The 21,228-nt window shown below is 61.7% G+C and carries 23 protein-coding genes, 3 tRNA genes and 1 riboswitch; of the genes, 23 read left to right on the forward strand and 3 right to left on the reverse strand.

Features of this window, described 5'->3' with window-relative positions; genetic code table 11:
- Positions 1–282: 282 nt before the first annotated feature.
- From pduF to cobT, 21 genes are all read left to right on the forward strand, one after another.
- Positions 283–1,083 carry a propanediol diffusion facilitator PduF gene (gene pduF, locus ACLH1I_RS12740; RefSeq protein WP_004105118.1) on the forward strand — a complete coding sequence of 267 codons (801 nt, stop codon included), beginning with the start codon at positions 283–285 and terminating at the stop codon, positions 1,081–1,083.
- Positions 1,084–1,271: 188 nt separating this feature from the next.
- Positions 1,272–2,183 carry a transcriptional regulator PocR gene (pocR, locus tag ACLH1I_RS12745; RefSeq protein ID WP_004205486.1) on the forward strand — a complete coding sequence of 304 codons (912 nt, stop codon included), beginning with the start codon at positions 1,272–1,274 and terminating at the stop codon, positions 2,181–2,183.
- Positions 2,184–2,463: 280 nt separating this feature from the next.
- Positions 2,464–2,642, forward strand: a riboswitch (cobalamin riboswitch).
- Positions 2,643–2,734: 92 nt separating this feature from the next.
- Entirely contained in the window at positions 2,735–4,111 is a 1,377-nt protein-coding gene (locus ACLH1I_RS12750; RefSeq protein ID WP_151629041.1) for a cobyrinate a,c-diamide synthase, read from the forward strand.
- Complete coding sequence (cbiB, locus tag ACLH1I_RS12755; protein ID WP_004205489.1) at positions 4,108–5,067, forward strand: adenosylcobinamide-phosphate synthase CbiB; 960 nt, start codon at positions 4,108–4,110, stop codon at positions 5,065–5,067. Before ACLH1I_RS12750 ends, cbiB begins: the two co-directional genes overlap by 4 nt.
- A gap of 10 nt (positions 5,068–5,077) precedes the next feature.
- Positions 5,078–5,713, forward strand: a complete 636-nt coding sequence (locus tag ACLH1I_RS12760) for a cobalt-precorrin-8 methylmutase (RefSeq protein ID WP_004205491.1) — start codon at positions 5,078–5,080, stop codon at positions 5,711–5,713.
- A complete protein-coding gene (gene cbiD / locus ACLH1I_RS12765; RefSeq protein WP_004205492.1) occupies positions 5,710–6,849 on the forward strand; it encodes a cobalt-precorrin-5B (C(1))-methyltransferase CbiD in 1,140 nt (379 codons plus the stop codon). The genes ACLH1I_RS12760 and cbiD overlap by 4 nt, the downstream gene beginning before the upstream one ends.
- A complete protein-coding gene (locus ACLH1I_RS12770; RefSeq protein ID WP_004205493.1) occupies positions 6,843–7,448 on the forward strand; it encodes a cobalt-precorrin-7 (C(5))-methyltransferase in 606 nt (201 codons plus the stop codon). Before cbiD ends, ACLH1I_RS12770 begins: the two co-directional genes overlap by 7 nt.
- A complete protein-coding gene (locus ACLH1I_RS12775) occupies positions 7,438–8,007 on the forward strand; it encodes a decarboxylating cobalt-precorrin-6B (C(15))-methyltransferase (RefSeq protein WP_023319048.1) in 570 nt (189 codons plus the stop codon). Before ACLH1I_RS12770 ends, ACLH1I_RS12775 begins: the two co-directional genes overlap by 11 nt.
- Positions 8,000–8,773: a cobalt-precorrin-4 methyltransferase gene (locus tag ACLH1I_RS12780; RefSeq protein WP_004149602.1), complete on the forward strand. Its 774-nt coding sequence runs from the start codon at positions 8,000–8,002 to the stop codon at positions 8,771–8,773. Before ACLH1I_RS12775 ends, ACLH1I_RS12780 begins: the two co-directional genes overlap by 8 nt.
- A complete protein-coding gene (gene cbiG / locus ACLH1I_RS12785; protein ID WP_004205497.1) occupies positions 8,754–9,809 on the forward strand; it encodes a cobalt-precorrin 5A hydrolase in 1,056 nt (351 codons plus the stop codon). Before ACLH1I_RS12780 ends, cbiG begins: the two co-directional genes overlap by 20 nt.
- A complete protein-coding gene (locus ACLH1I_RS12790; RefSeq protein WP_023319046.1) occupies positions 9,809–10,534 on the forward strand; it encodes a precorrin-3B C(17)-methyltransferase in 726 nt (241 codons plus the stop codon). The genes cbiG and ACLH1I_RS12790 overlap by 1 nt, the downstream gene beginning before the upstream one ends.
- Positions 10,531–11,316, forward strand: a complete 786-nt coding sequence (locus ACLH1I_RS12795; RefSeq protein WP_136023378.1) for a cobalt-precorrin-6A reductase — start codon at positions 10,531–10,533, stop codon at positions 11,314–11,316. The genes ACLH1I_RS12790 and ACLH1I_RS12795 overlap by 4 nt, the downstream gene beginning before the upstream one ends.
- Before the next feature lie 10 nt (positions 11,317–11,326).
- Positions 11,327–12,121, forward strand: a complete 795-nt coding sequence (gene cbiK / locus ACLH1I_RS12800) for a sirohydrochlorin cobaltochelatase (RefSeq protein WP_017899205.1) — start codon at positions 11,327–11,329, stop codon at positions 12,119–12,121.
- On the forward strand, positions 12,118–12,828 hold the full coding sequence (locus ACLH1I_RS12805; protein WP_062914396.1) for a cobalt-factor II C(20)-methyltransferase: 711 nt from the start codon (positions 12,118–12,120) through the stop codon (positions 12,826–12,828). The genes cbiK and ACLH1I_RS12805 overlap by 4 nt, the downstream gene beginning before the upstream one ends.
- The gene (gene cbiM, locus ACLH1I_RS12810; RefSeq protein ID WP_004205506.1) at positions 12,828–13,565 is read left to right on the forward strand and encodes a cobalt ECF transporter S component CbiM; all 738 of its coding nucleotides are present in this window, start codon (positions 12,828–12,830) and stop codon (positions 13,563–13,565) included. Before ACLH1I_RS12805 ends, cbiM begins: the two co-directional genes overlap by 1 nt.
- Position 13,566: 1 nt before the next feature.
- Entirely contained in the window at positions 13,567–13,848 is a 282-nt protein-coding gene (locus tag ACLH1I_RS12815; RefSeq protein WP_004205507.1) for an energy-coupling factor ABC transporter substrate-binding protein, read from the forward strand.
- On the forward strand, positions 13,835–14,512 hold the full coding sequence (locus ACLH1I_RS12820) for an energy-coupling factor ABC transporter transmembrane protein (protein ID WP_049092081.1): 678 nt from the start codon (positions 13,835–13,837) through the stop codon (positions 14,510–14,512). Before ACLH1I_RS12815 ends, ACLH1I_RS12820 begins: the two co-directional genes overlap by 14 nt.
- Before the next feature lie 8 nt (positions 14,513–14,520).
- A complete protein-coding gene (locus ACLH1I_RS12825; protein ID WP_151629043.1) occupies positions 14,521–15,345 on the forward strand; it encodes an energy-coupling factor ABC transporter ATP-binding protein in 825 nt (274 codons plus the stop codon).
- Positions 15,342–16,865 (forward strand): cobyric acid synthase, encoded by a 1,524-nt coding sequence (locus tag ACLH1I_RS12830; RefSeq protein ID WP_198079864.1) that lies wholly within the window; start codon positions 15,342–15,344, stop codon positions 16,863–16,865. The genes ACLH1I_RS12825 and ACLH1I_RS12830 overlap by 4 nt, the downstream gene beginning before the upstream one ends.
- Positions 16,859–17,404, forward strand: coding sequence for a bifunctional adenosylcobinamide kinase/adenosylcobinamide-phosphate guanylyltransferase (gene cobU / locus ACLH1I_RS12835; protein ID WP_017899201.1), 546 nt, complete (start codon positions 16,859–16,861; stop codon positions 17,402–17,404). The genes ACLH1I_RS12830 and cobU overlap by 7 nt, the downstream gene beginning before the upstream one ends.
- A 43-nt stretch (positions 17,405–17,447) precedes the next feature.
- A complete protein-coding gene (gene cobT, locus ACLH1I_RS12840) occupies positions 17,448–18,503 on the forward strand; it encodes a nicotinate-nucleotide--dimethylbenzimidazole phosphoribosyltransferase (RefSeq protein ID WP_049003261.1) in 1,056 nt (351 codons plus the stop codon).
- Between the two features lie 95 nt (positions 18,504–18,598).
- On the opposite strand, the gene ACLH1I_RS12845 is transcribed toward cobT, so the two are convergent.
- The 3 genes from ACLH1I_RS12845 to ACLH1I_RS12855 form a co-directional block, all read right to left on the reverse strand.
- Positions 18,599–18,675: transfer RNA gene (locus tag ACLH1I_RS12845), tRNA-Met, on the reverse strand.
- Between the two features lie 32 nt (positions 18,676–18,707).
- Positions 18,708–18,784, reverse strand: a tRNA-Met gene (locus ACLH1I_RS12850).
- A 33-nt stretch (positions 18,785–18,817) separates the two neighbouring features.
- Positions 18,818–18,894, reverse strand: a tRNA-Met gene (locus ACLH1I_RS12855).
- Positions 18,895–19,104: 210 nt separating this feature from the next.
- Between ACLH1I_RS12855 and mltA the strand changes: the two genes are divergently transcribed.
- Together mltA and tcdA are read left to right on the forward strand one after the other, a co-directional pair.
- Positions 19,105–20,202, forward strand: coding sequence for a murein transglycosylase A (mltA, locus tag ACLH1I_RS12860; protein WP_002915579.1), 1,098 nt, complete (start codon positions 19,105–19,107; stop codon positions 20,200–20,202).
- A gap of 87 nt (positions 20,203–20,289) precedes the next feature.
- Positions 20,290–21,099: a tRNA cyclic N6-threonylcarbamoyladenosine(37) synthase TcdA gene (gene tcdA, locus ACLH1I_RS12865; protein WP_012540708.1), complete on the forward strand. Its 810-nt coding sequence runs from the start codon at positions 20,290–20,292 to the stop codon at positions 21,097–21,099.
- Positions 21,100–21,228: the final 129 nt, after the last annotated feature.

The raw sequence follows: 21,228 nt of genomic DNA on the forward strand, positions 1-21,228 counted from the left end.
AGAAACTGATTTGTGATGTTTGTTGGAAAACGATGAGCTGGTTTTAGCAATATTTTTGCATGCCATGGTGGTGGCATAATGGCGAAAGCCGCGCGTGAGCAATGCAATTCTGCGTTATTTAATGACAATAATTTGTTATTGATGCCCGAATTTTCCGGAGGCTGCCGTCAGCAGGTTGCCAACAATTTGCGGACGGGAGTTCATATAGTGGTGCCTGTTGTACTCTACTGCCAGCAGGATGTTGGCTGGTCAGGACACGAACTCTGCTAAGAAGGTGTCATAATGAATGATTCGTTAAAAGCGCAATGTACCGCCGAGTTTTTGGGCACCGGGCTATTTTTGTTTTTCGGCATCGGCTGCCTGAGCGCGTTAAAGGTGGCGGGAGCCAGCCTCGGACTGTGGGAGATATGCATTATCTGGGGGCTGGGGATCTCGCTTGCCGTGTATCTGACTTCGGGGATCTCCGGCGGCCATCTCAACCCGGCGGTGACCGTCGCGTTATGGCTGTTTGCCTGCTTTCCCGGACGAAAAGTTTTCCCCTATATCGTTTCACAGGTTGCCGGCGCCTTTGGCGGCGCGGTGCTGGCCTATGTGCTGTACAGCACGATGTTTACCGAGTTTGAATCCGCCCACCATATCGCGCGCGGCAGCGTAGAGAGCCTGCAGCTGGCGAGTATTTTCAGCACCTACCCGGCGGCATCGCTGAGCATCTGGCATGCGGCGCTGGTTGAAGTGGTGATCACCTCCATGCTGATGGGGATGATTATGGCGCTGACCGACGACGGCAACGGCGTACCGAAAGGGCCGCTGGCCCCGCTGCTGATCGGCCTGCTGGTGGCGGTCATTGGCGCTTCAACCGGGCCGCTGACCGGTTTTGCGATGAATCCGGCGCGTGATTTTGGGCCGAAGCTGTTTACGTGGATGGCGGGTTGGGGCGATATCGCGATGACCGGCGGAAGGGATATACCGTACTTTATTGTGCCGATTATTGCGCCACTGATCGGCGCCTGTCTCGGCGCGGCCATCTATCGTTATCTGATTGGTAATAATCTACCGTGTAATACCTGTAAATTAGAGGATTAATGCATCCGCTGAAATAGCGAAAAATTTTCATGAACCGGTATCACGAACTGGCTAAAAACGTCTCCCACGGATGGGAGACTTTTGCTATCGTAATATTCTTTTATCGTTGGCGGTAAATGATGATGAAAGGAAGTGAATATTAAAGAAATGTTTTATTTATAACAAAAAATTAACTGAGAGGTTTTATCATGATTTCTGCGAGCACACTGAACTCAGAACTCATTAATAAAATCGCACAGGATTTTGCGCAGGCCACCAGTCTGGCGGTTGTGGTTGTCAATATTCACGGTGATGAAATATCTGAACTGTTTAACTTCACCCCTTTCTGCCAGCTGATGCGCCAGCACCCCCAGCACAGCTCCCGCTGTCGCATGAGCGACCGCTGCGGCGGCCTCGAGGCCTCGAAAACCGATGCGCTCTGTATCTACCGCTGCCACGCCGGGTTAACCGATTTTTCCATTCCGCTGGTTATCGCCGGGCACCTTGTGGGCTTTGTGCTCTGCGGCCAGGTTCGTCTGAGCAACGATATCGAACTGGTGGACATCCTTAACGTGGATGACCGCTGGCAGGACGATCCGGCGCTGGTTCAGGCGTTTCGCGATGTGCCTGAGATGGACTATTCGCGGGTTATCGCCTCTGCGGATCTGCTCAAGCTGATCGTCGAGAATTGCCTGAAAAAACAGCTTAACTTCGTGGTTATCAAGGATAACCCGCCGCAGAACGACCCGGCGCAGAGCAGCCGGGCGGCCTCGCCGCACGATGGCAAAATGAAGAAGGCGCTGCGCTATATCGACGCGCATCTCTCTGATGAACTGCGTCTGGAGGAGGTGGCGGCGCACGTCTATCTCAGCCCGTACTACTTCAGCAAATTGTTTAAAAAATATCAGGGGATCGGCTTTAACGCCTGGGTCAATCAGCAGCGGATGGCGAGCGCAAAAGAGCTGCTTTGCCACAGCGACTGGAGCATTGCCAGCATTGCGCGGAATTTAGGTTTTTCGCAAACCAGCTATTTTTGTAAAGTGTTTCGCCAGACCTATCAGGTAACGCCGCAGGCGTTTCGTCAGCAAATTAATGCCGGATCACAAACTGAGTCATTTTAAATGACAATATTTTGCTATTGCCGATTTTTGATATCCCGGAGTATCTTCATCATTATAAAATGAAAAAAACGACAGTAGAGCAATAAATTGTCATAGCGCAACAAAATAATGATATTCGAGGGATAAACTACACCAGTTTTTATTTTTGTGATGGGATAGAGTGTCCGTTAATACGAGACCGATGATTATTCAAAACCGCTTCACTCCGCAGGCGTCATTCTGGCGGGGGATAAGGCGGTAAAAGTAAGCTTGAAACATTAACCGCCGATGCAGGGCGCATCGGCGAATAAAACCGACAGGTTCGACACCAGTTTGGTGTCAGGGAAGGGGGTGTCAATCCCCCGCAGCCCCCGCTGCTGTGATGCTGACGACCCCGTAAAAACCACTGATCGTAAGATTGGGAAGGGCGGGCGAGAACGAAGCTAAGCCAGAAGACCTGCCTGCCGGTAACAGACCAACAACTTCGGTGGGAAGTGGGTGGCTTAGCGGTGCGTGGTCGCAGGACCAGGCATGCGCGCAGCTATACTCTGACCACCTGAACAGGACAGGGTATGGCAACCAGGCGTGCGTTCATTCTTGCGGGTACCGGTAGCGGTTGTGGCAAAACCACCGTGACGCTCGGCCTGCTCAGCTTGCTCCAACAGCGCGGTTTGCGGGTGCAACCCTGTAAAGTGGGGCCAGACTATTTAGACACCGCCTGGCACACCGCCATCAGCGGCGTCGCCTCCCGCAATCTCGACAGCTTTATGCTTCCCGCCCCGATACTCAACGCGCTGTTTGCCGACCAGCTGCAGCAGGCCGATATCGCAGTCATTGAAGGGGTGATGGGCCTCTATGACGGCTACGGCACCGACCCCAACTACTGCAGCAGCGCGGCGATGGCCAAACAGCTTGGCTGCCCGGTGATTTTGCTGGTGGATGGCAAAGCGGTCTCGACCTCCATCGCCGCCACGGTGATGGGCTTTCAACATTTTGATCCGGCCCTCAATATCGCCGGCGTGATCGTTAATCGCGTCAACAGCGACACTCACTTCCAGCTGCTGAAAAGCGCCATTGAGCGCTACTGCCAGGCGCCGGTGCTCGGTTATGTGCCGCGCGTGGAAGGCGTGGCGCTGCCCGAGCGGCATCTGGGGCTGGTGACCGCCCGCGAGTCGATGGTTAATCAACAGGCATGGCGGGATTTTGCCAGCCTGCTGGGGCGCACCCTCGACATCGACCGGCTGCTGTCCCTCAGCGAACTGGCGAACCTGCCGGCCGGCGAGTGGGGGGAGCAGCTTGCCGCCGACGCCGGCGAAGGGCTGACGCTGGCCCTCGCCGACGACGAGGCCTTCAATTTTTATTATCCCGATAACCTGGCGCTGCTGGTCCGCTGCGGCGTGAAGATCGTGCGCTTTAGCCCGCTGCGCGATCGCCAGCTGCCGGCCTGCCAGATGATCTGGCTTGGCGGCGGCTACCCGGAGCTGCACGCGGCCGGCCTGTCAGCCAACCAGGAGATGCTGGCGCAGCTCCGCGCGGCGCACCGGCGCGGGGTGGCGATCTACGCCGAGTGCGGCGGCCTGATGTATCTGGGCTCCGCCCTGGAGGTCACCGGCGGCGAGTGCTATGCGATGGCGGATATCATTCCCGGCTACAGCCGGATGGGGACGCGTCTGACCCGGTTCGGCTACTGCGAAGCGCAGGCGCAGCAGCAAACGCTGCTGGCCGCCCCCGGCGAGTGGCTGCGCGGCCATGAATTTCATTACTCCGATTTTACTCCCGCCACCGCCGCCGTGCTGGCCTGCCGTAAACAGCGGGACGGCAAGACGCTTCAGCAGTGGCAGGGAGGATGGCAGTCCGGCAGCGCCTTTGCCAGCTATCTCCATGTCCATTTTGCCCAGCGACCCACCATGCTCAACCACTGGCTGCAGGCGGCAAGGAGGACGCTATGACTCTTCTCGCCTGGTGTGTGGCCTGGATACTCGATGTCGTCATTGGCGATCCGCCGCACTGGCCGCATCCGGTGCGCTGGATAGGTCGTCTGATCAACATCAGCCAGCGCGTGGTGCGGCGCGTCTGCCATAGCGAGCGGACGCTGCGCATCGGCGGCGGAGTGATGTGGCTGGTGGTGACCGGCCTGACGTGGGCTGTGGCCTGGGGCGTACTGGCGCTGGCGCGCGGGATCCACCCCTGGCTGGGATGGCTGGTGGAGGTATGGATGATCTTCACCGTGCTGGCGGGGCGCTGTCTGGCGCAGTCGGCGCGGGACGTCGAGCGACCGCTGCGCGCGGGGGATCTGGCGGAAAGCCGTAGCAAGCTGTCGTGGATTGTCGGGCGCGACACCACACAGCTCCAGCCGCAGCAGATTAACCGCGCGGTGGTGGAAACCGTGGCGGAAAACACCGTCGACGGCATTATCGCGCCGCTCTTCTTCCTGCTGCTGGGCGGCGCGCCGCTGGCCATGGCCTATAAGGCGGTCAACACCCTCGATTCCATGGTCGGCTATAAGCACGAAAAATACCGGGCGATCGGCATGGTCAGCGCCCGTCTTGACGATGTGGCCAACTTCCTTCCCGCCCGGCTGAGCTGGCTGCTGCTTAGCCTCGCCGCCGTGGTATGTCGGGAAGATGGCGCCCGGGCGCTGCGGACGGGCTGGCGCGATCGCTATCAGCACAGCAGTCCTAACTGCGCCTGGCCGGAAGCGACCGTCGCCGGCGCGCTGGGGATCCGCCTTGGCGGCCCGAACGACTACTTCGGCCAGCGCGTTGAAAAACCCTGGATAGGCGACGCCGTCCGCGACATTGCGGTGGACGATATTTCCCGAACCATTCGATTGATGTGGGTGGCGTCAACCCTGGCGCTGGCGCTGTTCATCGGCCTGCGCTACTGGCTGGTCGGCGCGGCCTGAGGAGAACCTGATGCAGTACATACAACAACCGCAGGCGATTGAGGCGAAAAGCTTCGACATCATCAGCGAGATCATCGCCGAAACGCGACCGGACTACCGTTTCGCCAGCCCGCTGCACGAGGCGATTATCAAGCGGGTGATCCACACCACCGCTGACTTCGAGTGGCTGGATATTCTGTGGTTTTCTCCGGATGCCCTGATCGCTCTGAGCGAGGCGCTGAGCCGGCCCTGCACCCTGTATACCGATACCACCATGGCGCTGTCCGGGATCAACAAAACCCTGTTAGCCCGCTTTGGCGGCGAATGCCGCTGCTATATCAGCGACCCGCGGGTGGTGCGCGAGGCGCAAAGCCGGGGGATGACCCGCTCGATGGCGGCGGTGGATATTGCGGTGCAGGAGCCCGGGGAGAAAGTGTTTGTCTTTGGCAATGCGCCAACTGCGTTGTTTCGCCTGCTGGAACACCGCGAAACGGCTATCGGCGGCGTGGTGGGTGTGCCGGTCGGGTTCGTCGGCGCCGCGGAGTCGAAAGCGGCGCTCAGCGAGAGCGGCCTGCCGGCTATCGCTGCGCTCGGCCGCAAAGGGGGAAGCAACGTGGCGGCAGCAATTGTGAACGCCCTGCTGTACCACCTGCGGGAGGCGCAATGAGCGATCAGGCCTTTGACGACCCGGTGTGGCATCACGGCAAAGCCCTGCGCAAGGGCTACACCACCGGCTCCTGCGCGACGGCGGCGGCAAAGGTGGCGGCGCTGATGGTGATGCGCCAGCACCTCATTCATCAGGTCTCCATTGTCACCCCTTCCGGCGTGACCCTGTGCCTTAACGTCGAGTCGCCGCACGTCGAAGGGCAGCAGGCGATCGCCGCGATTCGTAAAGACGGCGGCGACGACGTTGACGCCACCCACGGGATGCTGATTTTCGCCCGCGTGACGCTCGACGACTCCGGCGAGATAACCCTGCGCGGCGGCGAAGGTGTCGGCACAGTCACCCGCAAAGGGATCGGCCTGCCCATCGGCAGCCCGGCGATTAACCGCACCCCGCGCCACACCATCGAGTCGGCGGTGCGCGAGGCGATTGGCCCGTCGCGCGGGGCGACGGTAGAGATTTTCGCCCCGGAGGGCGAGGTGCGGGCGCAAAAAACCTATAACGCGCGGCTGGGGATCCTCGGCGGGATTTCGATTATCGGCACCACCGGGATCGTCACCCCGATGTCGGAAGAGAGCTGGAAGCGCTCGCTCTCCCTCGAGCTGGAGATCAAACGCGCCGCCGGACTGGAGCGCGTGGTGCTGGTGCCGGGGAACCACGGCGAGCGCTTCGTACGTGAGCAGATGGGCATCGACTCGCAGGTGGTGGTCACCATGAGCAACTTCGTCGGCTACATGATTGAAGAGGCCGTGCGCCTCGGGTTCCGTCAGATTGTGCTGATTGGCCATCCCGGCAAGTTGATTAAAGTCGCCGCCGGGATCTTCCATACCCACAGCCATATCGCCGATGCGCGCATGGAAACGCTGGTCGCGCATCTGGCGCTGCAGGGGGCACCGCTGGCGCTGCTGCAGCTGGTGAGCGAATGCGATACCACCGAAGCGGCGATGGAGCACATCGACGCGTACGGTTTTCAGCCTATCTATAACCATCTTGCTGAACGCATCTGTCTGCGGGTGATGCAGATGCTGCGCTTTACCAAAGCGCCGCCCGTCTGCGACGCCATCATGTTCTCCTTTGATAACAAGGTTCTCGGCAGCAATCGGCCGATCGCCGAGATTGCGCGGGAGATGTCATGTTAACGGTGGTCGGCATGGGGCCGTCAGGCCTGCATTTGATGACGCCGGCGGCGCAAGATGCGGTCGCCAGCGCGGATGCGCTGGTAGGCGGTAAGCGGCATTTAGATCAGTTCCCCGGATTTCGCGGCGAACGGTTTGCGCTGGGCGCCAATATTGCCGAACTGCTGGTCTGGCTCGGCGAACGCGCAGCGCAGAAAGTGGTGGTGCTGGCCTCAGGCGACCCGCTCTTTTACGGCATCGGCACGCGGCTGATCGCCCACTTTGGCATCGAGCGCGTGCGCATTATCCCCGGCATCAGCGCGGTGCAGTATCTCTGCGCGAAGGCCGGTATCGATATGAACGATATCTGGCTGACCAGCAGCCACGGACGGGACGTCTGTTTTGATGAGCTGGCGCGCCAGCGCAAGGTGGCGATGGTGACCGACGGGCGCTGCGGGCCGCGGGAAATCGCCGCCCAGCTGGCGGCGCGGGGTAAAGGGTATCGCTGGATGGTGATTGGCGAAAATCTGGCGATGGATAACGAGCGGATCCACTGGCTACCGGTCAGTGAGGTCGATGCCGAATATGAGATGAACGCGGTGGTGATCCTCGATGAAAGATGAGCTTTTTCTGCGCGGCGAGAAGGTGCCGATGACCAAAGAGGCGGTTCGCGCGCTGGCGCTGGCCAAACTTGAGCTACACCGGGCAAGCCACTTGATTGATATCGGCGCCGGTACCGGCAGCGTGTCGATTGAGGCGGCGCTGCAGTATCCCTCTTTGCAGGTAACCGCCATCGAACGCAACCCCGCGGCTCTCCGGCTGCTGGACGAAAACCGCCAGCATTTCGCCTGCGGCAATATTGAGATCCTGCCCGGCGAAGCGCCGATGGTGATGACCGAACGCGCCGACGCCATTTTTATGGGCGGCAGCGGCGGCCGCCTCGACGAGCTCATTGACTGGTCGTGGCAGCAGCTCTATCCCGGTGGCCGTCTGGTGATGACTTTTATCCTGCAGGAGAACCTGAATGCGGCTCTCGACTATCTGCAGCAGCGGGGGATTACACAGATTGATTGCCTGCAGCTGAACGTCTCATCGCTGACCACGCTGGGCAGCGGCCACTACTTCAAACCCCATAATCCCGTTTTTGTCATCGCCTGTCAGAAGGAAGGAAACCATGGCTGAGACTTTTGATCCCCATTGCGTGTGGTTCGTCGGCGCCGGTCCTGGCGATCGCGAACTGATTACTCTCAAAGGCTACCGTCTGCTGCAGCAGGCGCAGGTGGTGATCTACGCCGGGTCGCTGATCAACACCGAGCTGCTGGCCTACTGTCCGCCACAGGCGGAGTGTCACGACAGCGCCGCGCTGCATCTGGAGCAGATCCTCGATCTGATGGAAGCGGGCGTGAAGGCGGGAAAAACGGTGGTGCGCCTGCAGACGGGGGACGTCTCGCTGTACGGCTCGGTGCGCGAGCAGGGCGAAGAGCTGACCCGCCGCGGGATCCGCTGGCAGGTGGTGCCGGGCGTCAGCGCCTTCCTCGGGGCGGCGGCGGAGCTGGGGGTGGAATATACGGTGCCCGAGGTATCGCAAAGTCTGATTATTACCCGTCTGGAAGGGCGCACGCCGGTTCCTGCGCGCGAACAGCTGGAGGCCTTTGCCAGCCACCAGACCTCGATGGCGATTTACCTGTCGGTGCAGCGTATTCACCGGGTGGCGGAGCGGCTGGTGGAGGGCGGCTACCCGGCGACCACCCCGGTCGCGGTGATCTATAAGGCCACCTGGCCGGAAAGCCAGACCGTCCGCGGAACCCTTGCGGACATCGGCGATAAGGTACGCGACGCCGGGATCCGCAAAACGGCGCTGATCCTCGTCGGTCCCTTCCTCGGCGATGAGTATCACTACTCCAAACTGTACGCAGCGGATTTTAGCCATGAATACCGTAAAGCCTGAATCCATTGCCCTGTTTTGCCTGACGCCCGGCGGCGTGCGGCTGGCAAAAAGGCTGGCGGCCATGCTGCCGCTCACCTGCTACACCAGCGAGGCGCTGCAGGAGGAGGGGTTTATCCCCTTTAACGGCGGCTTTGCCAGCGCTGCCCGCGAGGCGTTCAGCAGCTTTTCGGCGCTGATTTTTATCGGCGCCACCGGGATTGCCGTGCGGGTGCTGGCGCCGCTGGTGAATGACAAGCTCAGCGACCCGGCGGTGGTGGTGATTGATGAGCGCGCCCGGCACGTCATCAGCCTGCTCTCCGGCCATGCCGGGGGGGCCAATGCCCTGACCCGCTATCTCGCCGGGATGCTCGGCGCCGACCCGGTGATCACCACCGCAACCGACGTCAACGAGTTGGCCGCCCTCGACACACTGGCTGTTGAGCTGAACGCCCGGATGACCGATTTTCGCGCGACGGTGAAAACCGTTAATCAGATGCTGGTGAGCGGTAAGCGGGTGGGACTGTGGTGCGACGCTGAATTTACCGAGGCGCTAAGCCGCTGCGACCAGCGCGGCTTTATTCCGGTGAGGAACCTTACGCGCTTGCCGTCGCTCGACGCGCTGATCTGCATCACCCTGCGCCGGTCGCTGCCGCCGCTGCCGATACCTCACTGGAAGCTGGTGCCCCAGCGGGTGGTGGCGGGGATCGGCTGCCGGCGCGACACCCCCTGCGCGCTGCTCAGTACGCTGCTGGAGCGCCAGCTTGCTGCCCAGCGCCTTGACCCACTGGCGTTGAAAGCGATCGGCAGCGTGAGCCTGAAGGCAAACGAGCCGGGGCTCCGCCAGCTGGCTCATCGCTGCCGGGTGCCGTTCGAAACCTTCAGCGCCGAGGCGCTGCGCGAGCACGAGCACCGCTTTCCGGCCTCGTCTTTTGTCCGGGAGACGGTCGGCGTCGGCAGCGTCTCCGGCCCGGTGGCCTGGCTGCTGAGTCAGGGAAACCTGTCCGGCGAAACCCTGCGCGAGCAGGGCGTCACTATTACTTTGGGAGTTTCACACTGATGTTAAGCGTAATCGGAATTGGCCCTGGCTCGCAGGCGATGATGACCATGGAAGCCGTGGAGGCCCTGCAGGCGGCGGAGATTGTGGTGGGCTACAAGACCTACACCCACCTGGTAAAAGCCTTTACCGGTGACAAGCAGGTGATCAAAACCGGCATGTGCAAAGAGATTGAACGCTGCCAGGCGGCCATCGAGCTGGCGCAGGCCGGGCACAACGTGGCGCTGATCAGCAGCGGCGACGCCGGCATCTACGGCATGGCGGGGTTGGTGCTGGAGCTGGTTAATAAGCAGCGGCTGGACATTGAGGTCCGCCTGATCCCGGGGATGACGGCCAGTATCGCCGCCGCCTCGCTGCTCGGCGCGCCGCTGATGCATGATTTCTGCCATATCAGCCTCAGCGATCTGCTGACGCCGTGGTCGGTGATTGAAAAACGCATTGTCGCCGCCGGGGAAGCGGACTTCGTTATCTGTTTTTACAACCCCCGCAGCCGCGGCCGCGAAGGGCATCTGGCGCGCGCCTTTGCGCTGCTGGCGGCCAGCAAAAGCGCGGATACGCCGGTTGGCGTGGTCAAATCCGCCGGGCGTAAAAAGCAGGAGAAATGGCTGACCACCCTCGGGGAGATGGATTTCGCCCCGGTGGATATGACCAGCCTGGTGATCGTCGGCAACAAAGCGACATACATCGATAACGGTCTGATGATTACCCCGCGAGGCTACGCGCTGTGAACCACGGCGACGTGCTGGTTATCGGGGGCACCAGCGATGCGCGGGCGATCTGCCAGCAGCTGGACGCCGCCGGCGTGCGCTACACCCTGTCGGTGGCGACCTCCACCGGCGAGCAGCTGGCCGGCGCTATCCGTGGCCAGATACGCTGCGGGCGCATGGAGTGGCAGCAGATGGCGGAGTGGCTGAAGGCGCAACGCACCCGCTGGGTAATCGACGCCTCTCACCCCTACGCCGAGGTGGTCAGCGAGAATATTGTACGCGCCTGCGCCAGCGTCGGAGTCTTGCTCAGCCGCTATCAAAGGCCGGAGCAGCTGAGCGATCTGCGCCATCCGCTTCTTCACGTCGTCGGCGATCTGAACGAGGCCTGCGCGGTAGCCCATCGCCTCGGCGAGCGGATCCTGCTGACCACCGGCAGCAAAGATCTGGTGGCCTGGCGGGCGGGGCTGGCGGATAAAACGCTGCTTGCCCGGGTGCTGCCGGTGCCGGAGGTAGTTCAGCACTGCAGCGAACTGGGATTTGGCGTGGGGGAGATCTTTGCCCTCTGCGGGCCGTTCAGCGCTGAATTTAACGCCGCCTTTTATCGCCAGTGCCGGGCCGACGTCGTGGTGACGAAAGCCTCTGGGGCGGAAGGGGGCTATCAGGAAAAAGTACAACCCTGTCTCGATGCGGGGATCCCCTGCATCGTCATTACCCGTCCGGCGCCGCTGGTGACGGGCGATGAATTACTGCAAAGCCAGGCCGATTTCGCTGCGCGGCTGACGCGCTGGCTGTCGGCGACTTGAGGAACAGGATATGAAAAAAGCACTTCTGGTGGTGAGCTTTGGCACCAGCTATCACGACACCCGCGAGAAGAACATCGCCGCCTGCGAGCGCGATCTGGCCGCCAGCTGCCCGGACCGCACGCTGTTTCGCGCCTTCACCTCGGGGATGATTATTCGCAAACTGCAGCAGCGCGACGGCATCCATATCGATACCCCGCTGCAGGCCCTGCAAAAGCTGGCCGAGCAGGGGTACCAGGATGTGGCGATCCAGTCCCTGCACATTATCAACGGCGACGAGTACGAGAAGATCGTTCGCGAAGTGCAGAGCATGCGCCCGCGCTTTCAGCGTCTGACGCTGGGCGCGCCGCTGTTGAGCGGTCATGGCGATTACGTGCAGCTAATGCAGGCCCTGCGCCAGCAGATGCCGCCGCTGGCGGCGACGGAACGAGTGGTATTTATGGGGCATGGCGCCAGCCACCACGCCTTCGCGGCCTACGCCTGTCTGGATCATATGATGGCGGTGCAGGGTTTTCCGGCGCGGGTGGGGGCGGTGGAAAGCTATCCCGAAGTGGACATCGTGATTAACGAACTCGCTCGCCAGGGCGTGACCGGCGTGCACCTGATGCCGCTGATGCTGGTGGCCGGCGATCACGCCATTAACGATATGGCCTCGGACGAAGAGGACTCCTGGAAAACGCTGTTCAACGCCGCCGGTATCACGGCAACGCCGTGGCTGAGCGGGTTAGGGGAAAATCCGGCGGTGCGGGCTATGTTCGTCGCCCATCTGCAGCAGGCGCTGAATAACGCGATGGAGAAAGCAGCATGAGCGGCAAACTGTACGCCCTGAGCACCGGGCCGGGGGCGGCCGATCTGATCACTGTGCGTGCGGCGCGGATCCTCGGCCAGCTGGATGTGCTGTATGCGCCAGCCGGTCGCAAAGGCGGCGACAGCCTGGCCCTCTCCATCGTGCGCGAGTACCTTGGCGCACACACGGAGGTCCGCTGCTGCCATTTTCCGATGAGCGCCGACAGCGCGGAAAAAGAGGCGGTGTGGAACGATGTCGTCGCGGCGCTGACCCAGGAAGTGGCGGCGGGCAGGCAGGTCGGGTTTATCACCCTCGGCGATGCCATGTTGTTCAGCACCTGGGTCTTTCTGCTGCAGCGGATTGGCTGCCCGGACTGGCTGGAGATTGTCCCTGGCGTTACCTCCTTCGCCGCCATTGCTGCGCGGGCGAAAACCCCGCTGGCCATGGAGCAGCAGTCGCTGGCGGTGATCTCCTGCACCGCGCCGGAAGCGGACATTGCCGCGGCGCTGCGCCAGCATGACAGTTTGGTTCTGATGAAAGTCTACGGCCGCTTCGCCCGCATTAAGGCGCTGCTGGCGCAGGCGGGGCTGCTGGATGCGGCGCTGATGATGTCAGAGGCCACCCTGCCGGGTGAGCAGTGCTGGCGCAGCCTGCGCGAGGTCAGCGATGACCAGCCGCTGCCCTATTTCTCGACCATCCTGGTTAACAAACAGTGGGAGGAGGCGTAATGAATCAGGTGCAATCGCTGAAGCAGCTTTCGTATGGGGGGCTGGCGGCTGCTGTTCTGCTGATCATCGTCCCACAGGAGGCGTTCGCCATGCATATCATGGAGGGCTTTTTGCCGCCGATGTGGGCGCTGGCGTGGTGGCTGCTGTTTTTACCCTGCCTGTGGTACGGCCTGGTGCGCCTGCGGCGTATCGTCCAGGAAGAGAGCAATCAGAAGGTGCTGCTGGCTCTCTGCGGGGCGTTTATTTTTGTTCTTTCGGCGCTGAAGATCCCATCGGTGACCGGCAGCTGCTCGCATCCCACCGGCGTTGGTCTGGCGGTGATCCTCTTCGGGCCGGGCGTAGTGGCGGTGCTGGGGGCGATCGTTCTGCTGTTCCAGGCGCTGCTGCTGGCGCATGGCGGCCTGACCACCCTTGGCGCCAACGGGATGTCGATGGCGGTGATCGGTCCGATGGTCGGCTATCTGGTGTGGAAGCTGGCCTGTCGGGCGGGGATCCGTCGCGATGTCGGGGTCTTTCTCTGCGCCATGCTGGCGGATCTGATGACCTACTTTGTCACCTCCGTCCAGCTCGGGGTGGCCTTTCCCGATCCGGCAACCGGAGCAGGTGGATCGATCGCCAAGTTTATGGGCATCTTCTGCCTGACGCAGATCCCGATCGCCATCGCGGAAGGGTTGCTCACCGTGATGATCTACGATCAGCTAACCAAACGGCGACTGATCGCCGCGGAGGGACATTAATATGAAAAAGACCCTGATCCTGTTGGCGATGGTGGTCGCCCTGATGATCCTGCCATTTTTTATTAACCACGGCGGCGAGTTTGGCGGCTCGGACGGCGAAGCGGAGAGCCAGATCCAGGCGGTGGCGCCGGATTATCAACCCTGGTTCCAGCCGCTATATGAACCGGCGAGCGGCGAGATTGAGAGCCTGCTGTTTACCCTGCAGGGCTCGCTGGGCGCGGCGGTGATTTTTTACATTCTCGGATATGCGAGGGGCAGACAGCGCCGTGATGACCGGGTTTGACCGACTCAGCTACCAGAGCCGCTGGCTGCAGGTGGCGCCAGAGCGGAAGTTTCTGCTCTGGCTGCTGCTGATGGCGCTGGCCTTTACGCTTCCGGCATGGGGCCAGGCGCTGACGCTGGCGCTAACCGCCGCGCTGACCTGCTGGCTGCTACGGGTCTCATTCAAGCGCTGGTGCCGCTGGATGGCGCTGCCCTTTGGCTTTTTGCTGGTCGGCGTGCTGACCATTCTGTTCAGCGTCAGCCGCGACCCGCAGATGCTGTTAGCGAGCTTTCGGCTGGGCGCTTTCTCGATAGGGATTTCCGCCCAGGGGCTGGCCGTGGCCGGGGAGACTTTCTGGCGCAGCCTGGCGGCGATGGCGGCGACGCTCTGGCTGGTGCTCAATCTGCCTTTCCCGCAGTTGATTATTTTACTCAAGCGCGGTCGTGTACCGCGGCTGCTGACGGAGCAGATCCTGCTGACCTGGCGCTTCATTTTTATTCTGTTGGACGAGGCGATGGCGATTCACCGCGCGCAAACCCTGCGTTTTGGCTATGGTAGCGTGCCGCAGGGCTATCGCTCGCTGGCGATGCTGGTGGGACTGCTGTTCACCCGCGTCCTCCTGCGCTATCAACAGATGAGCACGGCGCTGGATATCAAATTGTACCAGGGTGATTTTCACCTCTAAGGATAAGTATGCTTGCCACAACCGATCTCTGGTTTCGCTATCAGGATGAGCCGGTGCTTAAAGGGCTGACGCTGGATTTTTCCCGCCATGCGGTGACCGGCCTGGTGGGGGCCAACGGCTGCGGAAAGTCGACGCTGTTTATGAACCTGAGCGGCCTGCTGCGCCCGCAGCAGGGGGCGGTGCTGTGGCAGGGAGAGGCGCTGGACTACAGCAAGCGCGGTCTGCTGGCGCTGCGCCAGCAGGTGGCGACGGTGTTTCAGGATCCGGACCAGCAAATCTTCTATACCGATATCGACAGCGATATCGCTTTTAGTCTGCGTAACCTCGGGGTGGCGGAAGAGGAGATCGCCCGCCGGGTGGATGAGGCGCTGACCCTCGTCGATGCCCAGGGGTTTCGCCAGCAGCCGATCCAGTGCCTCAGTCATGGGCAGAAAAAACGGGTGGCGATCGCCGGGGCGCTGGTGCTGCAGGCGCGCTACCTGCTGCTTGACGAGCCCACCGCGGGCCTCGATCCCCGCGGGCGCGCGCAGATGATCGACATCATCAAGCGCATTGCCGATCGCGGCAACCACGTGGCGATCTCCAGCCACGATATCGATCTGATCTATGAGGTGAGCGACGCCGTTTACGTTCTGCGGCACGGCGAAGTGCTGGCCGAAGGGGAACCCGGCGAGGTGTTTGCTTGCGCGGAGACCATGGCCCGGGCGGGATTGACCCAGCCGTGGCTGGTGAAACTTCATAGCGAACTGGGGCTGCCGCTGTGTAAAACCGAAGCGGAGTTTTTTCAGCGGATGCGCAACGATGCGATAGGCGCGATTAAGGAGGCGTCATGACGCTGGCGATTATGTTACAGGGCACCGCTTCCGACGTCGGGAAAAGCGTGCTGGTGGCGGGACTGTGCCGCATTTTTTATCAGGATGGACTGCGCACCGCGCCGTTTAAATCACAGAATATGGCGCTGAACTCCGGCATTACGCCGGATGGCAAAGAGATGGGCCGGGCGCAGATTTTCCAGGCCGAAGCAGCCGGGATCGCCCCGGATGTCCGCATGAATCCGATTTTGCTCAAGCCCACCAGCGACCGTCAGGCGCAGGTGGTGCTGATGGGGGAGGTGGCGACCAGCATGGACGCGGTGAGCTATCACCAGTACAAGCCACGCCTGCGCGAGCAGATCCTCGCGGTCTACCAGAGCCTGGCCGGGGAGTATGAGGCGCTGGTGCTGGAAGGGGCCGGCAGCCCAGCGGAAATTAACCTGCGCGACCGCGATATCGTCAATATGGGCATGGCCGAAATGGCGCAGTGCCCGGTGATCCTGGTGGCCGACATCGACCGCGGCGGGGTATTTGCCGCGATTTACGGCACGCTGGCGCTGCTGCAGCCCGAGGAGCGAGCGCGGGTGAAAGGGGTGATTATCAATAAATTCCGCGGCGATGTGGCGCTCCTGCGCTCGGGGATCGAGCAGATCGAGGCGTTGACCGGCGTGCCGGTGCTGGGCGTTATGCCGTGGCTTGAAGTTGACCTTGAGGATGAGGACGGCGTGGCGCTGCAGGCCGGGAAATACCACCGCACCGACCGGCGCGATATCGACATCGCCGTCGTTCACCTGCCGCATATTGCCAATTTTACCGACTTTAACGCCCTGGCGGCGCAGCCTGACGTCCGGGTGCGCTATGTCCGCGACCCGCAGGCGCTGGCCGACGCCGACCTGGTCATTCTCCCGGGCAGTAAAAATACCCTCGGCGATCTGTGCTGGCTGCGTGAAAGCGGCATAGCGAACGCGGTCGAGCAGGCCCGGCAGCGCAAGGTGCCGCTGCTGGGGATCTGCGGCGGCTATCAGATGCTCGGCGAAACCATTATCGATGAGGTGGAGTCTGGCCTTGGCACCCAGCCCGGACTGGGGGTGCTGAAGACCGTGACCCACTTCGCCCAGCGCAAAACCACCACTCAGGTGCAGGCGACCCTGGAGGCTAACCTCCCGGATTGGTTAGCCGACGCGGCGGGGCTGCGGGTCAGTGGCTACGAAATTCATATGGGCGAGACGCGCCGTGAGGCAGGCTGCGCGCCGCTGCTGCAGCTGCATAAAGCTGGACAGTCAGTGGCAGACGGCGCGGTCAGCGACGACGGCCTGGCGTTCGGCACCTATCTCCATGGCCTGTTCGACAGCGATGCCTTTACCCGGGCGCTGGTTAACGGCCTGCGTCAGCGCAAAGGGCTGGCGCCGCTGGACAGCGCCCTGGAGTATGCCCGCTATAAAACCCGCCAGTTTGACCTGCTGGCCGATGCCATGCGCGAACATATCGCCATCGATCAAATTTACGCCATCATGCGCCAACATCAGGAGCCCCTATGCTGACTTTGGTTACCGGCGGCGCGCGCAGCGGCAAAAGCCGCCATGCCGAGGCGCTGATTGCCGATGCGCCGCAGGTTTTATATATCGCCACCTCGCAAATCTTTGACGACGAGATGGCCGCAAGGATCCAGCATCATCGCGACGGCAGGCCCGCCCACTGGCGCACCGCCGAGCGCTGGCAGCAGCTTGATGAACTGATCACCCCGGATACCGCCCCAGAGGAGGCGATTTTGCTGGAATGCATTACCACCATGGTCACCAACCTGCTGTTCGCGCTCGGCGGCGACAGCGACCCCGACGTCTGGGATTACGCCGCCATGGAGCGGGCTATTGATGACGAAATTGGCGTGCTGATTGCCGCCTGTCAGCGCTGCCCGGCGCACGTCGTGCTGGTGACCAACGAGGTGGGGATGGGCATTGTGCCGGAGAACCGCCTGGCGCGGCATTTTCGTGATATCGCCGGGCGGGTCAATCAGCGCCTGGCGGCTGCGGCGGATGCGGTCTGGCTGGTGGTCTCCGGCATCGGCGTCAAAATCAAATAACTCAATCGCTGGCCGACCGGGCCAGCCCTGGCAGGGATTCTGTATGCAAAGCGTAAACGAGGTACTGCGGGCGATCCCCGCGCCGGACGCCGACGCCATGGCGCGGGCACAGCAACACATTGACGGCTTACTCAAGCCCCCCGGCAGCCTCGGGCGTCTGGAGGCGCTGGCGGTGCAGCTGGCGGGAATGCCCGGCCTGGGCGGCCAGCCGCAGGTGGCGAAAAAGGCCCTGTTGGTGATGTGCGCCGACCATGGGGTGTGGGACGAAGGGGTGGCGATTTCGCCGAAGGCGGTCACGGCCATCCAGGCCGCCAATATGACCCGCGGCACCACCGGCGTCTGCGTGCTCGCCGCCCAGGCCGGGGCGCAAGTGCACGTGATTGATGTCGGGATCGATAGCGAACCGCTGCCCGGCGTGGTGAATATGCGGGTGGCGCGGGGCTGCGGCAATATTGCCCGCGGCCCGGCCATGAGCCGCGAGCAGGGGCAGGAGCTGCTGCTGGAGGTGATGCGCTACACCCACGCGCTGGCGCAGGAGGGCGTGACTCTGTTTGGCGTCGGCGAACTGGGGATGGCCAATACCACGCCGGCGGCGGCGATGGTCAGCGTCCTGACCGGCAGCGATGCGCAGGAGGTGGTTGGGATTGGCGCCAATTTGCCGCTGGCGAAGGTTGGCAACAAGGTGGAGGTCGTGCGGCGGGCTATCGCCCTTAATCAGCCCGACCCGAAGGATGGCCTCGACGTGCTGAGCAAAGTCGGTGGATTTGATCTGCTGGGGATGACCGGCGTCATGCTGGGGGCGGCGTCCTGCGGGCTGCCGGTGGTGCTGGATGGCTTTCTCTCTTACGCGGCGGCGCTGGCGGCGTGCCGGATAGCGCCGGCGGTAAAACCGTATCTGATCCCGTCCCACTATTCGGCGGAGAAGGGGGCGCGTATCGCGCTGGCGCACCTCGGACTCGAACCGTATCTCAATATGGGTATGCGGCTGGGGGAAGGCAGCGGCGCGGCGCTGGCGATGCCGATCGTCGAGGCGGCCTGTGCGATGTACCATCGCATGGGCATGCTGGCGGCCAGCAATATTGTGTTACCTAAGGGGTAAGCAGGAGATGGGGGCGGCAATGGCCGTTCCCGTTTTCGGCAGAGGTTTTGCCGGCGGCAGAAACAAAAAAACACCCTTGAGGGTGTTTATGATGTTGGTTGCGGGGGCCGGATTTGAACCGACGACCTTCGGGTTATGAGCCCGACGAGCTACCAGGCTGCTCCACCCCGCGTCACCGTACTGCTTCACGTTGTCAAATTTGATTGGTTGCGGGGGCCGGATTTGAACCGACGACCTTCGGGTTATGAGCCCGACGAGCTACCAGGCTGCTCCACCCCGCGTCACCGTACTGCTTTACTTCATCAAATTTTAATTGGTTGCGGGGGCCGGATTTGAACCGACGACCTTCGGGTTATGAGCCCGACGAGCTACCAGGCTGCTCCACCCCGCGTCCGTGGAAGCGCACTATACTCCGCTAGCGAGATGATGCAACCTTTTTTCGACCAAATCGACATTTTTGTAAGAATTGGCTTATAAAACGCCACGTTGTGGTGTTTTTTTACACAAATCTGTGCCATCGATGAGATCGCGCATTTCAATAGCTCTGGCGCTTTGTTATCTTCAACACGCACTAAGGCTTCGCAGCAAAAGATGAGACACCATGAAAGGACGTTGGGCAAAATACGTAGCGACGGGGGCAATGCTGGCTATGCTCGCCGCCTGTTCCTCAAAACCGACCGACCGCGGTCAGCAATATAGCGATGGCAAGTTCACCCAGCCGTTTTCACTGGTAAACCAGCCGGATGCCGTCGGGGCGCCGATCAACGCCGGCGACTTCTCCGAGCAGGTTAATCAAATTCGTAACGCCTCTCCGCGCCTCTATAACAGCCAGAGCAACGTCTATAACGCGCTGCAGGAGTGGCTGCGCGCCGGCGGCGACACCCGCACGCTGCGCCAGTTTGGCATCGACGCCTGGCAGATGCAGGGCGTCGACAACTATGGCAACGTCCAGTTTACCGGCTACTACACGCCGGTGGTGCAGGCGCGCCACACCCGTCAGGGTGAATTCCAGTACCCCATTTACCGGATGCCGCCGAAGCGCGGCAAGCTGCCGTCCCGCGCCAGCATTTATGCCGGCGCGCTGAGCGACAACTATGTGCTGGCGTACAGCAATTCGCTGATGGATAACTTCATCATGGACGTGCAGGGCAGCGGCTATATCGATTTTGGCGACGGTTCGCCGCTCAACTTCTTTAGCTATGCCGGGAAAAACGGCTGGCCCTATCGCAGCATCGGCAAAGTGCTGATCGACCGCGGGGAAGTGAAGAAAGAAGATATGTCGATGCAGGCGATCCGCGAGTGGGGTGAAAAGCACAGCGAAGCGGAAGTGCGCGAGCTGCTGGAGCAGAACCCGTCGTTCGTGTTCTTTAAACCACAGTCTTTCGCGCCGGTGAAAGGCGCCAGCGCCGTGCCGCTGATCGGCCGCGCCTCGGTGGCCTCCGACCGGTCGATTATTCCGCCGGGAACCACCTTGCTGGCCGAGGTACCTCTGCTGGATAATAACGGCAAGTTTAACGGCCAGTACGAACTGCGTCTGATGGTCGCCCTCGACGTTGGCGGGGCCATCAAAGGCCAGCATTTCGACATCTATCAGGGCATTGGGCCTGACGCTGGCCACCGTGCCGGCTGGTATAACCACTACGGCCGCGTATGGGTGCTGAAAAACGCGCCAGGCGCGGGAAATGTTTTTAGCGGCTAACACCCCTGGCCGTGCCTGTTGACCAGGGCGCCCGGATGACGCCGTTTGCGGCGGCCTCCGGGCGCTGTCATTTTGTTCTGAGGTTCTATGTCTGTTGTAATCAGCGATGCCTGGCGCCAGCGTTTTGGCGGTACGGCACGTTTATATGGTGAAAAAGCGCTGCAATGTTTTGCCGACGCCCACGTCTGCGTGGTCGGGATCGGCGGGGTCGGCTCGTGGGCGGCGGAAGCGCTGGCGCGGACCGGCATCGGGGCGATCACCCTTATCGATATGGACGATGTCTGCGTTACCAATACCAACCGCCAGATCCACGCCCTCAGCGGCAACGTCGGGCTGGCGAAAGCGGAGGTGATGGCGGAACGTATTCGCCTGATCAACCCGGAGTGTCGGGTGACGGTGGTGGATGATTTCGTAACCCCGGAAAACGTGGCCGAATACCTGGGCGCCGGCTTCAGCTATGTCATCGACGCCATCGATAGCGTCCGGCCAAAAGCGGCGCTTATTGCCTGGTGCCGCCGCTACAAAGTGCCGCTGGTCACCACCGGCGGGGCAGGCGGCCAGATTGACCCAACGCAGATCCAGGTCGCTGACCTGGCGAAGACCATCCAGGATCCGCTGGCAGCTAAACTGCGCGAGCGTCTGAAAAGCCAGTTTGGGGTGGTGAAAAACAGTAAAGGCAAGCTCGGCGTGGACTGCGTATTCTCTACGGAAGCGCTGGTCTACCCGCAGGCGGACGGCAGTGTCTGCGCGATGAAGAGTACGGCGGAAGGGCCGAAGCGGATGGACTGCGCATCCGGCTTTGGCGCCGCGACGATGGTGACCGCGACCTTTGGTTTTGTCGCCGTCTCCCATGCGCTGAAGAAAATGCTGGCGAAGGCGGAGCGGCAGACGACGTAAACTCCCGGGTCGCGGCGCAGGCGCCTTACCCGGTCTACAGGACAATTCCCCGGAGGCGGCGCTGCGCACCTGTCCGGGCGACAAAACTGCACGAGCCCGTAGCCCGGGCAAGGCGCGTCAAGCGCCGCC

This window comes from Klebsiella sp. 1SOBk10mer (assembly GCF_046602535.1).
GTDB classification, from domain to species: domain Bacteria; phylum Pseudomonadota; class Gammaproteobacteria; order Enterobacterales; family Enterobacteriaceae; genus Klebsiella; species Klebsiella quasipneumoniae.